This window comes from Arthrobacter sp. TMN-50, from assembly GCF_054511125.1.
The window spans coordinates 72,828-89,009 of the sequence record NZ_JBTNDG010000007.1 but is presented as its reverse complement, the minus strand read 5'-3'; the positions used below and the strand labels follow the sequence as shown (position 1 = coordinate 89,009).

Annotated in this window: 14 protein-coding genes and 2 pseudogenes; 15 read left to right on the top strand and 1 reads right to left on the bottom strand. The window is 64.1% G+C overall.

Annotated features, from left to right (window positions below; genetic code table 11):
- The first annotated feature begins 119 nt into the window (after window positions 1-119).
- The 3 genes from infB to ACX80A_RS10285 all read left to right on the top strand — a co-directional run bounded on the left by infB (window position 120) and on the right by ACX80A_RS10285 (window position 4,488).
- A complete protein-coding gene (infB, locus tag ACX80A_RS10295) occupies window positions 120-3,005 on the top strand; it encodes a translation initiation factor IF-2 (protein WP_459259607.1) in 2,886 nt (961 codons plus the stop codon).
- A 293-nt stretch (window positions 3,006-3,298) separates the two neighbouring features.
- Window positions 3,299-3,754, top strand: a complete 456-nt coding sequence (rbfA, locus tag ACX80A_RS10290; RefSeq protein ID WP_459259606.1) for a 30S ribosome-binding factor RbfA — start codon at window positions 3,299-3,301, stop codon at window positions 3,752-3,754.
- A 140-nt stretch (window positions 3,755-3,894) separates the two neighbouring features.
- A complete protein-coding gene (locus ACX80A_RS10285) occupies window positions 3,895-4,488 on the top strand; it encodes a hypothetical protein (protein ID WP_459259605.1) in 594 nt (197 codons plus the stop codon).
- A 32-nt stretch (window positions 4,489-4,520) separates the two neighbouring features.
- On the opposite strand, the gene ACX80A_RS10280 is transcribed toward ACX80A_RS10285, so the two are convergent.
- Complete coding sequence (locus ACX80A_RS10280) at window positions 4,521-5,705, bottom strand: pyridoxal phosphate-dependent aminotransferase (RefSeq protein ID WP_459259604.1); 1,185 nt, start codon at window positions 5,703-5,705, stop codon at window positions 4,521-4,523.
- Between the two features lie 107 nt (window positions 5,706-5,812).
- Here ACX80A_RS10280 and truB point away from each other — a divergent pair, with 107 nt between their 5' ends.
- The 12 genes and pseudogenes from truB to ACX80A_RS10220 form a co-directional block, all read left to right on the top strand.
- The gene (truB, locus tag ACX80A_RS10275) at window positions 5,813-6,718 is read left to right on the top strand and encodes a tRNA pseudouridine(55) synthase TruB (RefSeq protein WP_459259603.1); all 906 of its coding nucleotides are present in this window, start codon (window positions 5,813-5,815) and stop codon (window positions 6,716-6,718) included.
- Window positions 6,715-7,086: a hypothetical protein gene (locus ACX80A_RS10270; RefSeq protein WP_459259602.1), complete on the top strand. Its 372-nt coding sequence runs from the start codon at window positions 6,715-6,717 to the stop codon at window positions 7,084-7,086. The genes truB and ACX80A_RS10270 overlap by 4 nt, the downstream gene beginning before the upstream one ends.
- On the top strand, window positions 7,083-7,550 hold the full coding sequence (locus ACX80A_RS10265; protein WP_459259601.1) for a hypothetical protein: 468 nt from the start codon (window positions 7,083-7,085) through the stop codon (window positions 7,548-7,550). Before ACX80A_RS10270 ends, ACX80A_RS10265 begins: the two co-directional genes overlap by 4 nt.
- An 82-nt stretch (window positions 7,551-7,632) precedes the next feature.
- Window positions 7,633-8,265 carry a DUF4345 domain-containing protein gene (locus ACX80A_RS10260; protein WP_459259600.1) on the top strand — a complete coding sequence of 211 codons (633 nt, stop codon included), beginning with the start codon at window positions 7,633-7,635 and terminating at the stop codon, window positions 8,263-8,265.
- Between the two features lie 65 nt (window positions 8,266-8,330).
- Window positions 8,331-9,323 (top strand): bifunctional riboflavin kinase/FAD synthetase, encoded by a 993-nt coding sequence (locus ACX80A_RS10255; RefSeq protein WP_459259599.1) that lies wholly within the window; start codon window positions 8,331-8,333, stop codon window positions 9,321-9,323.
- A gap of 118 nt (window positions 9,324-9,441) precedes the next feature.
- Complete coding sequence (rpsO, locus tag ACX80A_RS10250) at window positions 9,442-9,711, top strand: 30S ribosomal protein S15 (RefSeq protein ID WP_459259598.1); 270 nt, start codon at window positions 9,442-9,444, stop codon at window positions 9,709-9,711.
- Between the two features lie 283 nt (window positions 9,712-9,994).
- Complete coding sequence (locus ACX80A_RS10245; RefSeq protein WP_459259597.1) at window positions 9,995-12,271, top strand: polyribonucleotide nucleotidyltransferase; 2,277 nt, start codon at window positions 9,995-9,997, stop codon at window positions 12,269-12,271.
- Between the two features lie 3 nt (window positions 12,272-12,274).
- Window positions 12,275-13,741: a M16 family metallopeptidase gene (locus ACX80A_RS10240; protein WP_459259596.1), complete on the top strand. Its 1,467-nt coding sequence runs from the start codon at window positions 12,275-12,277 to the stop codon at window positions 13,739-13,741.
- A 101-nt stretch (window positions 13,742-13,842) separates the two neighbouring features.
- Window positions 13,843-14,415: a DM13 domain-containing protein gene (locus tag ACX80A_RS10235; RefSeq protein WP_459259595.1), complete on the top strand. Its 573-nt coding sequence runs from the start codon at window positions 13,843-13,845 to the stop codon at window positions 14,413-14,415.
- 239 nt (window positions 14,416-14,654) lie between these two features.
- Window positions 14,655-14,951, top strand: a complete 297-nt coding sequence (locus tag ACX80A_RS10230) for an acyl-CoA dehydrogenase family protein (protein ID WP_459259594.1) — start codon at window positions 14,655-14,657, stop codon at window positions 14,949-14,951.
- A gap of 64 nt (window positions 14,952-15,015) precedes the next feature.
- Window positions 15,016-15,195: pseudogene (locus ACX80A_RS10225) on the top strand (acyl-CoA dehydrogenase family protein); the annotation flags it as partial.
- 187 nt (window positions 15,196-15,382) lie between these two features.
- Window positions 15,383-16,171, top strand: a pseudogene (locus ACX80A_RS10220) (thiolase family protein); the annotation flags it as partial.
- Window positions 16,172-16,182: the final 11 nt, after the last annotated feature.

The window sequence follows — 16,182 nt, the reverse complement described above, 5'->3', positions numbered from 1 at the left end:
CAACGATGAAAAATCTGTTGAGCTTTGCAAATGGCTTTTCAGTTGCCCCGGCAGCTGTGGTCTGCAGTAGGAATTAGACGGTTCGTGCCTGACTCGGTGCGGACCGAGACAGGAGAAATGTGGCTAAGGTCCGCGTACACGAGCTCGCCAAAGAGCTCGGAATTACTTCGAAAGATGCAGTAGCCAAACTGCAGGAGTTGGGCGAATTCGTCCGCTCCGCCTCATCAACAATTGAGGCACCCGTCGTGAAGAAACTTCGCGGCGCATTCCCGGATGTGCCAGTTGCAACCAAGCCAGCCGCTGAACCAGCGCCGGCGAAGGCTGCACCAGCACCGGCAGTTACCCCGGCGTCCACCCCGGCCGCTGCCACTCCAGCTTCGCCGAAGGCCGCCACGCCGGCCGCACCCGCGCCGAAGGCACCGGAAAAGGAACGCCAGGAAACCCCAACCACGGCCCCCGAGCCAGCAGCTGCGGAACCGCAGGCTCCCGCAGCGCAACCAGCGGTGCAGGAAGAATCGTCGGCAGCCAAGCCCGGCGCCCGACCAGCGCCAAAGCCAGCCGAGGCCCAGGCACCCGCAGCACGTCCCGGCGCAGCCCGCCCCGGCGCTCCGCGGCCAGGCAACAACCCCTTCGCACCATCGCAGGGGATGCCCCGTTCAGGGCGCGGGGACGGCGATCGCTCAGGCGGACCCCGTCCAGGTAACAATCCTTTCGCACCATCGCAGGGAATGCCTCGCCCGGGACGTCGCGACGACGAGCGTGGGCAGCGTCCAGCAGCTGGAGCAGGCGGTCCCCGCCCAGCAGCCGGTGCGGGCGGCCCACGTCCCGCAGCCGGAGCAGCCCGTCCAGGCGGTCCTCGTCCAGCAGCAGGTGCAGCAGGATCACGTCCCACACCGGGCATGATGCCTAACCGCACCGAGCGTCCAGCGGCCCCAGGCCGCGGTGGCGCAGCCCGGCCAGGTGGCGGACCGGGCCGCGGCGGCCCAGGTGGCGCTCCAGGCGCAGCCGGCGCGGGCGGCGGAGCACCAGCAGGCGGCGGCTTCGGTAAGGGCGGTCGTGGACGCGGCGGCACTGCCGGTGCTTTCGGCAAGGGTGGAGCAGGACGCGGCAAGCAGCGCAAGTCCAAGCGCGCCAAGCGTCAGGAACTGGAGCAGATGTCAGCTCCGTCCCTGGGCGGCGTCAGCGTACCCCGCGGCGACGGTAACACCGTCGTCCGGCTGCGTCGCGGCTCCTCACTCGCCGAGTTCGCCGAGAAGATAGATGCGAACCCGGCGGCACTGGTCACTGTCCTGTTCCACCTCGGTGAAATGGCGACAGCAACCCAGTCACTCGACGAAGGCACCTTCGAGGTGCTCGGCACCGAACTGGGCTACAAAATCCAGGTGGTCTCGCCCGAGGACGAGGAACGCGAGCTGCTCGAGAACTTCGACATCGACCTCGATGCCGAGCTCGAAGCCGAAGGCGACACCGAGCTTGAGGCGCGTCCTCCGGTGGTCACCGTCATGGGTCACGTTGACCATGGTAAAACCCGCCTGCTGGATGCGATCCGCAAGTCCAACGTCGTCGAAGGCGAAGCGGGCGGCATTACCCAGCACATCGGTGCCTACCAGATCGACCACGATCACGAGGGCACCGAACGGGCCATCACCTTCATCGATACTCCCGGTCACGAGGCGTTCACCGCCATGCGTGCCCGTGGTGCGAAGGTCACCGACATCGCGGTCCTGGTTGTCGCAGCCGACGACGGCGTCATGCCTCAGACGGTTGAGGCGCTGAACCACGCGCAGGCCGCCAACGTGCCGATCGTCGTCGCAGTGAACAAAATCGACAAGGAAGGTGCCAACCCTGACAAGGTCAAGGGTCAGCTCACCGAGTACGGTCTGGTTCCCGAGGAATACGGTGGCGACACCATGTTCGTCCATGTGTCGGCGCTCAAGGGTGAAGGCATCGACGAACTGCTCGAAGCTGTGCTGTTGACGGCCGACGCTGCGCTTGACATGCGGGCCAACCCGAACAAGGACGCCCGCGGTATCGCGATTGAAGCGAACCTCGATAAGGGTCGCGGTGCGGTAGCCACGGTTCTGGTTCAGTCGGGAACGCTGCGGGTCGGGGACACGATTGTTGCCGGTGTAGCCCACGGACGCGTTCGTGCCATGTTCAATGAGGACGGCGACAACGTGATGGTCGCGGGACCGTCCCGCCCCGTGCAGGTCCTCGGACTCTCCACGGTGCCTCGCGCCGGCGACACCTTCCTGGTGACGCCGGACGAGCGGACCGGCCGACAGATCGCCGAGAAGCGTGAAGCAGCCGACCGTAACGCCGCCCTGGCGAAGCGCCGCAAGCGCATCAGCCTCGAGGACTTCGATCAGGCAGTTGCAGCAGGCAAGGTCGACACCCTCAACCTCATCCTCAAGGGTGACGTCTCCGGTGCTGTTGAAGCACTTGAAGATTCACTGCTCAAGATCGATGTGGGCGACGGCGTCGCGCTGCGGGTTATTCACCGCGGCGTGGGTGCCATCACCCAGAACGACGTCAACCTGGCCACCGTGGACTCGGCGATCATCATCGGGTTCAACGTTCGGCCAGCCGAGCGGGTGGCGGACCTTGCCGACCGCGAAGGGGTGGATCTGCGCTTCTACTCGGTCATCTACGCAGCAATCGATGACATTGAGGCAGCGCTCAAGGGCATGCTCAAGCCAGAGTACGAAGAAGCACAGCTGGGCACCGCAGAGATCCGGGAAGTCTTCCGGTCCTCGAAGTTCGGCAACATCGCCGGTTCGATCGTTCGCTCCGGTGTTATCCGCAGGAACTCCAAGGCACGCCTGGTCCGCGACGGGACGGTTGTCGGCGACAACCTCACCGTCGAGTCCCTGCGTCGCTTCAAGGACGACGCCACCGAGGTCCGTACGGACTTCGAATGTGGTATCGGTCTTGGGTCCTTCAATGACGTCAAGGAAGGCGACATCGTCGAAACCTACGAGATGCGCGAAAAGCCGCGCGTCTAAGGTGTGAGCTTGGGCGCCCCGGAATCCGGGGCGCCTTTGCCCACTTCGCGGGCGCGGGCGCCGTCGTTATCCGGCGGCCCCGCCCCTTCGCTGGGCGGCAACGACCTTCGGTCGCCAGCCGCCCAGCTCCGGTAGGCCCGATGCCACTCCCTGGCCGCCGGACAACGACGACGGCCAGGTACCTGGCTTGGTTGCCGCGCCGCATGCTCGAGCTTGCGACGACGGCAGTCCTCGCCAGCGTCCTTGAAGTCCCCGATTCTTATCGATAAATGTTTAGGCAAGAGGAGTTAGCTATGGCAGATCCGGCACGGGCCTCACGGCTCGCACAACGGATTAAGGTTATTGTCGCCGAGGCATTGCGTCGTCGGGTCAAGGATCCACGGCTTGAGGCAGTGACCATCACCGATGCGCGGGTGACGAACGACCTCCAGCACGCCACCCTGTATTACACGGTGTTCGGCGACGCAGACGAACAGGTCGCCACCCGGACCGCGCTCGAATCGGCGCGAGGTGTGCTGCGGTCCGAGGTTGGCCGGAACATCACCGCCCGGCTCACGCCTACCCTGGAATTCGTCCCCGATGAGATCCCGGTCAACGCGAACCACCTCGAAGAGCTGCTGCGCACTGCGCGTGAACGTGACGCCGAGGTTGCGGCAATCGCTCAAGGGGCAAAGTTCGCCGGCGACGCGGATCCGTACCGGAAGTCGGAAGAGAACGACGACGAGAACGACGTCGACGCGTCGAAGTAACGAGCAATCCCTGACGCAAGGAGGGCAGGTCCGCGGCTGCGGGCCCGGTTCTGGCTAGCAGTAACGGCGCGGTAACGGGGTGGCAGGTCTACTTGGTCAAGGAAGCTAACTGGGCTACCTAGATCGAAAGGATCAGCGCTATGTCCGCTCAAGATGAAGCAAAAAGTGCCGTGGTCGTTATCCAGGTGGGTGACAGCGCGCCGGAAGTTCACGAAGGTGTGTCGCCAGGAGAGGCCGTCGAGATTGTCGGACGCGCTGATGAGGGCATCGCGCAGCGGCTCCGAGCTGCAGAGGAACGGGTAAGTGCTATCCGCTCGGAAGTGGTCGGTGACGCCGACTTGACCGTTGAATACTTCCTGATGCAGCGGGCGCAGAGCCGTGTAGGGGAGCTTCTCAGCCATGATCTTGAGCATCTGGACCCGAAAGAGCACCAGGGTCGGGTGGACCAATACCACCGATATGCCGAGGTCGGATCAGCTCTCCTCTACCGCGACCGAAACTTCAGCGGTGGGTCAAAATTCTTCACCGTCACGTGGCCAAACTTCAAATGGTGGCCCTACAAGTTCAACGACTCAGCGTCCTCAGCGAAGGCATGGGGCGGAAACATCCTGTTCCAACACACCTGGTACGGCGGACGTCGTCTCTACCTTGTCGGGCTGCCGTATGTGGAGTTTCCCGATTTTGGGCGCTTTGATTTCAACGATACGGCCAGCTCATTTGTATCCCTTCCATAATTCAGTCACGCAGCTGCAGTGTCTTCCCGCGGCTAATCCGTGGCTTGCGCGCGGGACGGAAGGCGGGAGAGGCCCTCGATGAGTTCGGCTGAATCGCCGCAGAGCGAGATACGGATCCAGCCCTCACCGATCGAGCCGAACGCCGTGCCGGGCGCCACCGCAACGCCACGCTCCCGGAGCAGACGATGCACCCAGCTCCGCACGTCCCGGTCGGTGGCGTGGGACAGGTCTGCCCACAGATAGAAGGCTCCCTGCGCGTCAAGGAAATCAATGCCGAGTGACGTCAACACCGCCGACGCCGCGTCCCGGTTGCTTCGGTAATGGGCCAGGGCGGTAGCGACATAGTCCTGTGGGCCGGTCAGTGCCGCCAGCGCCGAGTACTGCGACGACGCCGCAACACAGGACACGATTGACTCCATGACATTATCGAGCCGTTGCTCCATCCCGGGCGGGGTGATCAGGGCGCCAACCCGGATTCCCGTCAAACCGTAGGTCTTTGACAGGGTGAGCGAGGTGAAGACTCGGGCGGCGTTTTCGCCGGGACCATCGGCCGCTCCGGTCCCATCGAAGCGTGCCGGGCTGACATGGTTCACGTCGTAGGTGAACGACTCGTAACACTCATCCGAAATAACCCACAGGTCGTGGGCTCGGGCGAACTCCATCAAGGACCGCGTCAAGGCCTCACTGAACACCGCGCCGAGAGGGTTCGACGGCGAATTGAGCATCAGCACCCGGGTGCGGGGACTGAGCAATTCCTCAAGGTCCTCCACCCGCGGTTGGAACCCATGCCCGGCATGGAGCGGGTACTCCACGGGGACCGCGTGCAGCAGTTTCGCGGTCATACCGAAGGTCGGGTAGCCGGGATTGGGAATCAGCACCTCGTCCCCCACATCGAGCAGCAGGCTCATCGCCAGATGCAGCCCCTGCTGGGCCCCAGCCGTCACGTACACCCGCCCGGGGTCCACCTCGACCGACTGCTGGTCGCCAAACCGTGCGGCGAAGGCTTCACGCAACGGTGCAATACCGGCGTTGGGTGTGTAGTTCGTCTCGTCCCGATCCAGGGCAGCCATGCCAGCTTCCAGCACATGGCGCGCCACCGGAAAGCCAGGCTCGCCGATGCTCAGCACAATCGCACCGGGTGTCGCCCAGGCGGCCTGGGTGATTTCCCGGATCTGGTTGGCGGGCAGTCCATCGGCATGGGTCGAAATCTTGGGCATAAGGCAAGCGTATCCCCGCCCGACAACGATGCCGACAGCCGGCGTGGCGACGGGAGACCCACGGATTACGGATCTGGCGCGACCGCAGCGCGCCTATACTGAGAGGCGTGAATTCCGGGCAGGTCCACTCAGGACTGATTATCGTGGACAAGCCTCAGGGCTGGACCAGTCATGACGTGGTCAGCAAAATGCGCGGACTGGCAGGAACCCGGAAGGTGGGTCATGCCGGCACCCTCGACCCGATGGCAACAGGAGTACTGGTGGTCGGCATCAACCGGGCCACCCGGCTCCTCACCTATGTGGTGGGGACCTCCAAAACCTACACGGCCACCATCCGGCTGGGGCAGTCCACCATTACCGACGACGCCGAGGGCGATGTCGTCGCCACCGCCACCGCCGCAGGGGTGACGCCCAAAGCCATTCGCGACGGCGCCGCCGCCCTGACCGGCGACATCGAGCAGGTTCCCAGCAGCGTCAGCGCCATCAAGGTGAACGGTCAGCGCGCCTACACCCGGGTCCGCTCCGGCGAGGACGTGGTCCTTGCGGCGCGTCCTGTCACCGTCCACCGCTTCGACATCCACGACATCCGGCCCGTGGCCGACGGAACCCTGCAGGATATCGCTGTCACCGTCGAGTGCAGTTCGGGGACCTACATCCGGGCGCTGGCCCGCGACCTGGGCGCTTCGCTGGGGGTCGGTGGGCACCTGACCGCCCTCCGCCGCACCCGGGTGGGCCCCTACTCGCTGGAGCAGGCAGCCACCCTCGACGAACTCGCAACCGATCTCAGACTGCTCCCGATCAACGAAGCCGCGCGCGTCCTCTTCACCCCCCGTGAACTCTCGGCGGGAGAAGCACTTGATTTGTCCCACGGACGGTTCGTCCCGGCCGGGGACGACGACGGCCCTGTCGCAGCCTTTGCCCCTGACGGCACCCTGGTTGCCCTCCTCAAAAACTCTTCAGACCGGGCCCGGCCCCTCTTGGTTTTCGCCCCCGGAAACGGTTCCGCCCAGTGATCGTCGACGGCTTCTTCATTGCGGGAGTTGTTGTCTGCCTGGTTTCTGCCGCGATCTGCATCGGAGCGGCCGTGATCCGCCAGCCACCCAACGACATCACCATCCTCGCGGTCGCCGCCGTCGAACTGTTCCTCGTCATCTACGGCGTGGCTGCCATCATCAGGCAGGCCGGGGGAGAGACGCTCAATGGTGAAGTGTGGGAGTTTTGGGGCTACCTTTTGACCGCGCTGTGTATTCCGCTGGCAGGATTCTGGTGGGCCATCCTTGAGCGCAGCCGGTGGAGCAACCTGGTGCTCGGCGCCGCCGGGATCACCGTCTTCGTTATGCTGTACCGGATGGAACAAATCTGGGACCGGGTACCCCTGTGAGCACGCCCCCTGCTGAATGGACACCCGAGGTGCCGACCCGGCACCGCAACGGTGGCCCAGGTCGGCTGCTCATCGCCGTCTATGGTGTCTTCGCCCTCGCGGCAACCGCGCGGGCGGCCTTCCAGATTGGCACCAAATTCGGTGAGGCGCCCCTTGCCTATCTCCTCACCGGCCTTGCGGCCGTCGTGTACGTGCTTGCTACGGTGTCCCTCGCGAGGCCGGGCAAACGCTGGTACTGGGTTTCGGTAGGAGCGGTGGGGCTGGAACTGGTCGGGGTGCTGACGGTTGGACTGTTCAGCCTCCTGGACCCTGAGGCGTTCCCCAGTGACACGGTGTGGTCCCTGTTTGGCAGAGGATACGGTTTTGTGCCCCTGCTGCTGCCGGTGCTTGGACTCTGGTGGTTGTACCTCAACCGGCCGGGCATAGCGAGGCGGGCCACCGAGCGGTCCAGCCCTCCTGCGTGAGAGTATGACACCAGGAACATCAGCAGCAGCCTTAGGATTACCGGCAGCAGCACCGTTCATCAGCCACCTCAAAAGGAGCATCATGTCCAGCCCAGAAAATCACCCCGCCGGCAAACCGCAGGACAGTACCCGTCCGGCTTCAGGCAGCACACCAGGAAGCCCTCCCGTCGGGCAGTCACGGCCAGCCGGAGCCCAGTCCGCCGCACCTACCGGCACGCAGGCCGAAACGGGCGCGCCGTCGTCAGCCAAAACCGCCCCGAAGGCCGGAAAGAAGCCAAGCAAGCCCAAGACCGGGAAATCGGAGTGGGGTGTCTTCCGCACGGTCGTTGTCCTCGTGGGGCTAGTCATTGCTGGCTTCGGAGCGTACTACCTAATCACCGGTACGGGCGGTCTTCCAGAGGCCGACCAGGCAAGCACAAACCCCACTCTGGAAAACCAGTTCCGCTTCTTTGCCGCCATGATGGTGGGCGTGGGTGCGGCGTTTATCACCATTGCCGTGAAGTTCGAGTGGGCCAACATGTTGTGGCTGGTCTGCCTGATGGTATTCATTGGCGGCATCGGCCGGGTCCTGTCCTGGGCTTTCTCTGGAACCCCGCACTACCTGATGATTATCCTGATGGTGATCGAGCTCGCCTTCCCTGCGGCGCTGCTCGTGTGGCACCGGTACATTGCCAAGACCACCGAGATCCGTAACGAATACGCGGCCCGCGGCTAATACCGGCCGTCGGCACCGAACCGACCGGCCCGCCCGGCGGCGGTTCACAACGAAAGAGGAGATGCGTGTACTACTGGACTGACCTGACCAGTGTTCCGAATGGTTTTGGTCCATCGGTGGTTACCATCGGCAATTTCGACGGCGTCCACTGCGGACACCAGCGCGTGCTGCAGCAACTGGTGGCCGCGGCCGAAACGCACCATGCAGCCGCGGTGGTCATCTCGTTTGAACCGCACCCGGCGAAGGTGCACCGGCCCAAGCAGGCCCCCGAGCTCATCATGGGACTCGAAGACCGCGTTGAAACGCTGGCCACCACTGGTATCCAGGCGTTGCTGATGATGCACTACACGCTGGAGCTTGCAGCAAACACGCCGGAAGAATTCGTCAAGAAGGTCTTCGTCGACACGCTGAAGGTGCGCGCGGTGGTGATCGGACATGACGTGCGGTTCGGTCGCGACAACAGCGGCGACCTCGGCACCATGCGCGACCTCGGGCAGAAGCTCGGGTTCGAGGTCATGGTCATCGACGATTTCGGCGCCAGCCCCACCGACCCCACCGAGGCCGACGGCGACCGCCGGTGTTCCTCCACCTGGGTGCGGGAGGTGTTGGAAGACGGCGACGTCGCCACCGCCGCGCGGATCCTCGGACGCCCGCACCGGATGCGCGGCGAGGTGGTCCACGGCGCTGCCCGCGGACGCGAACTGGGCTATCCGACAGCCAACCTGTCCCCAGCGTCCGGCGGGTATATACCCGCAGACGGGATCTATGCGGGCTGGCTCGTCGACGACGCAGGGACCCGGTGGCCCGCAGCCATCTCGGTGGGATCAAATCCCACCTTCGAAGGGGTGAGCCGCCAGGTGGAGGCCCACGTCATCGACCGGCCACCGGAAGAGGTCTCAGACTTCGACCTGTATGGGCAAACTGTCATTGTGGAGTTCACCGGGCGGCTCCGCGGAATGGTGGCCTATACCGGCCCGGATGCGCTGATCGCGCAGATGAGGCTCGACGTCGAACAGACCCGCAAGGTCCTTTCGACAGAACATCGCCTCAGCAGGTAACCTAGGAGGTGGATCCGGCTGCAGTCCGTGGTGGCTGGATCTTTCTGTGTCTTTGGTTCGGCAGGCGACTGCCGGCAAGACCAGGGAACTTGTTCACGGTACAACTCTAGGAGTTATTGTGGCCCTTGACGCCGCTATCAAGCAGGAAATCATGAAGGAATATGCAACCGGGGAAGCCGACACCGGCTCACCTGAGGTGCAGATTGCGATGCTGTCCCGCCGTATTCTCGACCTGACCGAACACCTCAAGATGCACAAGCACGACCACCACACGCGTCGTGGTCTGCTCTTGATGGTTGGACGCCGTCGTCGTCTGCTGGACTACCTGCGTAAGACTGACATCACGCGCTACCGTACGCTCATCGAGCGCCTCGGCCTGCGCCGCTAGTAACACACGTGGGGCGGGTCCTTCCTGAGGGAGGGAGCCGCCTTCCACATGTGGCCACCGGCCACACAAACAACTAAAAACACATGGAGCCAGGCAGGCACCGCGCATTCGCGGTCCTCGGTAGTGGTCTCCGGGAGCAGACGGCCGTGCAGCGCAGAACAATGCGGAGCACGCGTGAGTCCCCGTGGATCTCGATCGAAGACCGGGTGCAAGCATCACCGCATTGAACGGTGATCAGGTTCCGGCAGGGCACCAGCCCAAACAGAAACGGAGGTGACTCTCTATGGAGGGTCCCGAAATTCAATTCGCCGAAGCCGTTATTGACAACGGCCGGTTCGGCAAGCGCACCGTACGGTTCGAGACTGGCCGCCTTGCACAGCAGGCAGCCGGCGCCGCAATGGTGTACATCGACGAAGACACGGCGCTCCTGTCAGCAACGACCGCTGGCAAGCATCCCCGCGAAGGCTTCGACTTCTTCCCCCTGACCGTCGACGTTGAAGAGCGCATGTACGCCGCAGGGCGTATCCCAGGCTCCTTCTTCCGCCGCGAAGGCCGTCCTTCCACCGAGGCGATCCTCGCCTGCCGGCTGATGGACCGCCCGCTGCGCCCGGCCTTCGTGAAGGGCCTCCGCAACGAGGTGCAGATCGTGGTCACCGTTCTGGCGATCAACCCCGACGTGCGATACGACGTCGTTGCGATCAACGCCGCCTCGATGTCCACGCAGCTCTCCGGCCTCCCCTTCTCCGGTCCCATCGGTGGTGTCCGCGTGGCACTCGTCTCCGATGGCAGCGGCCAGGATCAGTGGATCGCCTTCCCCAAGCACTCCGAACTGGAGAACTCGGTCTTCGACATGGTCGTTGCCGGCCGTGTGGTCAGCGGTCCCGAGGGCGACGACGTCGCCATCATGATGGTGGAAGCTGAAGCCACCGACAACTCGTGGAAGCTCATCAAGGAAGACGGTGCCACCGCACCGACCGAAGAGATCGTCGCCGACGGCCTGGAAGCGGCAAAGCCTTACATCCGCGCCCTCTGTGACGCCCAGGCTGACCTTGCCGGCCGCGCCGCCAAGCCAACCGTCGACTTCCCGGTCTTCCTCGACTACCAGGACGACGTCTTCGCAGCGGTCGAGTCGGCAGCAGCCGCCAAGCTGACCGAGGTCTTCCAGATCGCCGACAAGAAGGAGCGCGACACCGCCTCCGACGCCCTCAAGGACAGCGTCACTGCTGACCTCGCCGGGCAGTTCGAAGGACGCGAAAAGGAACTCTCAGCCGCGTTCCGGTCCGTCACCAAGAGCGTTGTCCGCCAGCGCATCCTCAAGGACCAGATCCGTATCGACGGCCGCGGCCTGAGCGATATCCGACAGCTCACCGCCGAGGTCGAGGTCCTGCCTCGCGTTCACGGTTCTGCGATCTTCGAGCGCGGCGAAACCCAGATCATGGGAATCACCACGCTGAACATGCTCAAGATGGAGCAGCAGATTGACTCGTTGTCGCCGGTAACGCGCAAGCGCTACATGCACAACTACAACTTCCCCCCTTACTCCACCGGTGAAACCGGTCGCGTCGGTTCGCCGAAGCGCCGCGAAATCGGTCACGGTGCCCTCGCCGAGCGCGCCCTCATGCCGGTCCTGCCGACCCGTGAGGAATTCCCTTACGCGATCCGCCAGGTCTCCGAGGCGCTGAGCTCCAACGGCTCGACGTCGATGGGCTCGGTCTGTGCTTCAACCCTGTCGCTGCTCAACGCCGGTGTGCCCCTGAAGGCACCCGTCGCTGGTATCGCCATGGGCCTGGTGTCCGACGTCGTCGACGGTCAGACCCGCTACGCGGCACTGACCGATATCCTCGGCGCTGAAGATGCTTTCGGCGACATGGACTTCAAGGTTGCCGGTACCGCCGAGTTCGTCACAGCCATCCAGTTGGACACCAAGCTCGACGGAATCCCTGCCTCGGTGCTCGCCGCAGCACTGAAGCAGGCCCGTGAAGCACGCCTGCACATCCTGGGGGTCCTTGAGGCAGCCATCGACGTGCCGGACGAGCTTTCCGAGTTCGCGCCACGCATCATCTCGGTAAAGATCCCGGTTGACAAGATCGGCGAGGTCATTGGCCCCAAGGGCAAGATGATCAACCAGATCCAGGAAGACACCGGCGCTGACATCTCCATCGAAGATGACGGCACGGTCCTGATCGGCGCCACCAACGGTGGTGCGGCCGAGGCTGCACGCGCCGCAGTGAACGCCATCGCCAACCCTCAGGTTCCTGAGATTGGCGAGCGGTACCTGGGTACGGTCGTCAAGACCACCACCTTCGGTGCCTTCGTCTCCCTGACCCCAGGCAAGGATGGACTGCTGCACATCTCCGAGCTGCGCAAGCTGGCGAACGGCAAGCGCGTCGACAACGTCGACGACATTGTCTCGGTGGGCCAGAAGGTCCAGGTTGAAATCACCAAGATCGACGACCGCGGAAAGCTTTCGCTCTCCCCAGTGGTTGCTGATGACGCCGCCGCTGACGCCTCAGGCGACTCGGCCGTATCGGTCGGTTCAACAGAGGGTGACGACAACTAACGAATGGTTGTATCAGCTAACAACGCCTCCGGTCCTGTTCCCGACACTTCGTCGGGAGCAGGGCCGTTGGCCGTTTCACACGAGAACCGCACTGGGCCGACGTCGATCGTCCTGCCGCTGCTACCCACCCCTGCGCCTTCCGCGGACGGCACCGGCTCCGGTCAGGACCCGACGCTCGTTGCGGGGACGTTGGGCGGCGCCGTCGTGCGTCGGTCGGTACTCCCTGGCGGGGTGCGCGTCCTTACCGAGGCGATGCCCGGCCAGCGGTCGGCGACCATCGGTTTCTGGGTGGGCGTCGGATCCCGGGACGAGGCCGAAGGCCAGCACGGCTCCACTCACTTCCTTGAGCACCTGCTCTTCAAGGGCACCACGCGGCGCACTGCGTTGGAAATCGCCGAGGCGTTTGACGAGGTCGGTGGTGAATCCAACGCCGCGACGGCGAAAGAGCACACCTGCTACTTCGCCCGGGTGCTCGACGCCGACCTTCCGATGGCCATCGACGTCATCGCGGACATGGTCACATCGGCAGTGCTCGACGCCGACGAGCTGGAACAGGAACGCGACGTCATCCTCGAGGAAATCGCGATGGACAGCGATGACCCCGCCGACGTCGCCCACGAAGAGTTTGTCGAGGCGGTGCTCGGGTCCCACCCGCTCGGTCGACCCATTGGCGGTACGCCCGACGCCATCAAGGCAGTACCCCGCGACTCGGTGCTGGCTCATTACCGCCAGTACTACCGTCCTTCGGAGCTGGTCGTCACCGCGGCCGGAGGACTGGACCACGAAGTGGTGTGCGGGCTCGTGCTCGACGCGCTGCGGACCGCCGGCTGGACGCTTGGGGACGACGCACTTCCTGTCGCCCGGCGATCGGATACGCCGGTGACGATCGAGAGCTCCGGAGGAATCCGGGTTATCCGGCGTGCCGTGGAGCAGGCAAACATTCTGGTCGGCTGCCCGTCAATCACCGCCACCGACGACCGCCGGTTCGTAATGAGCGTGCTGAACGCCGTGCTCGGCGGGGGCATGTCGTCGCGGCTCTTCCAGGAGATCCGGGAGAAGCGCGGGCTGGTCTATTCGACCTACTCGTTCTCCGCCTCCTACGCCGATGCTGGCTACTTCGCTATGTATGCCGGGTGCTCACCGGCTAAAACCGGCCAGGTGATTGACCTGCTCGGTGCCGAGCTGGACCGGCTCGCCGCTGACGGTATCTCGTCCGACGAGCTGCGCCGCGCCGTCGGGCAGCTCTCCGGTGGAATGGTGCTGGCACTGGAGGATAGCGGGTCGCGGATGTCCAGGCTCGGCCGTGCCGAACTGGTCTCGGGGGAGTTCCTCGGCCTTGATGAGGTGCTGGCCCGGGTCAACGCGGTCACCGAGGAGCAGGTGCGGGAACTGGCAGCCGAACTGGCTGCCGCGCCACGCACGATCACCGTCGTCGGACCGTTCGATACGCCGGCTGACTTCGGCCAGTAGCCAGCCGGAAAACACCTTTCCACCGATCTAAACCACTACGCTTCCCTTACGTCGGTTCATCGAGCGGCTCCAGCCGCTCCGAGAGGTGCTAGATTTCCGGCATGAAGACCAGTCGACGCGGACGAATATGGATCACCGTTGCAGGAGCTGCAGCCCTTATCGTGCTGGTCGCTGGCCTGATTCTTTTCAAGCCGTGGCTGCTGTTCGTCGACGTCAGAGTGGATGACCAAATCCCTGTTGTTGCCGCGTCCCCAGCCCCACCTACCTCCGCCGCCGGAACCGATCCGTCCCGGGCTCCCGCCCCCGATCAGCAGACCCCGGAAGCGGTGCAACTCGCCTCAGGCTCTCTGATCAGCCACGAACACGCGACAACTGGAACAGTAAGGATCATTGAACAAGCCGACGGGACACGGGTCCTTACTTTGGAGAACCTGGATACCTCCAACGGACCGGACGTGCACGTCTGGCTGAGCGCCGCGGCTGTGGTCGAGGGAACGGATGGGTGGTACACAGCAGGCACCGCAGCCTTCTACGACCTCGGTCTGATCAAGGGAAACCAAGGTAATCAGGTGTACACCATCCCGGACGACGTTGATCTGTCGACTTACCGTTCCGTGGACCTATGGTGCGTACAGTTCGGAGTTTCATTCGGGGCCGCGCAGCTCATCCCCTGATCCCGTCCCGGGAACTGCCGTCAAAAGCGTGGGCAGGGGTGATCAAGAATTCAATCAGATCTTCGCGTAGTTCGGTTTGGGTCTACTGGAAACGCAGCGGGTGAGAGTGCAGGTGGGGGAGCCTCTAGCTGCCCTTCGGATATTCGTACCAACACTTCCCGGTCTTCCGCCCGTAGTGCCCGGCCTCGTAGAACTCGGTCAGGGCCGGCGGCCCAGGGCTGAGCAGGCTGGCAGCCGGAATGGTCTCTCTTGAGATGTCGCGCGGGGACGGTAGCCTCAATAGGTTCATCGGAGTGCAGTCCGGGCTGTCCAAGGGCACAATCAACATGCTCGGCAACGAGGAACAGAAGCAGCGGTGGCTGCCTGGCATGGCTACGCTGGACAAGATCGGTGCGTTTGGTCTGACTGAGCCGGACCATGGATCCGACTCGGTGGCACTGGAAACCACAGCCCGCCAAGAAGGCGGGCACTACGTCCTGAACGGTCGCAAACGATGGATCGGTAACGCCGACATTGCCGACGTGGTCATCATCTGACGGTTACACCACCGAACTCATCACCGGGAAGATCGGCAAGCGGGCCATCTGGCAGCCCGATGTGATGATCGACATTGTCAGCATTCCAGCCGAGAACAAGCTCGCCGAGGCTCACTCCTTCAGGGACGAGACCCGGGTACTGACGGCGACCCGCAGCGGAGCATCCTGGGAATCTGTGGGCCACGGCATCGCTGCCTACGAAGCCGCAGTGTCCCATGCCACGCAGCGGGTGCAGTTCGGCAAGCCGATCGCTGGCTTCCAGCTGGTGCAGAACAAGCTAGCCCACATGCTCTCCGAACTGACGGTGGATCTGCCTGCAGGCCCGCGACATTCTGGGTGGGAATGGGTTGCTGCTGGAAAACCATGTGGCCCGCCACCTGACCGACATGGAGGTGGTGCACACCTATGAGGGGACCGACTCCATCCAGTCGCTGCTGGCCGGGCTGCCGGACACTGTTCCAGGCATGACCGACCGTCAACCGGCTGTTGATCATCTGTGAGGCGAACAGAATGGCGCTCAGCCCTGACGCGCACACCCGGGCACCGTGGGTGATGGAAAAACCAGTGAAGGCCTTCGCCCGGCCCGGCGAAATTGCTGGCACCTCCCTGGGCTGGCGATTCAGCAACCCACGCTTCAGCGAACAGCAAAAGCTGTCGATACCGGAGACCGCTGAGGAAGTGGCGTCGCTGGATGGCATCACCCGGGAAGATGCTGACCCGTTCGCGATGACGTCCCATGGGAATGCCCTGGCGGCCATTGCCGCGGGGCGGTTCAACCAGGAGATTCTCCCCGTTGAAACGAAGACCGGCGTTGTGGACCAGGACGAGGGTCCCCGGCCGGGTACGTCGCTGGAAACTTTGGCCTCACTTCGTTCGGTCGTGAGACCCGGCGGGATAGTCACAGCAGGAAATTCGAGTTCGCTCAACGACGGCGCGTCCGCGGTCGTCGTCAGTGAAAGAGCGGTGAAGCGGTTCGGTCTGGTTCCCCGGGCACGGGTGGTGGACGGAGCAGCGGCCGGAGTGCCGCCGGAAATCATGGGCATCGGTCCAGTTTCCGCGACGGAGAAGGTTCTAACCCGCGCCGGCTGGGTCTCGACCCGGGGTTGGTGAACAACGACGGCGGCGCCATCGTCCTCGGGCATGCGCTGGGTTCCTCGGGTGCCCGGATCGCTATCACCTTACTGGGGCGGATGGAGCGTGAGCGGGCGGACCGGGGGTAGGCGACCATGTG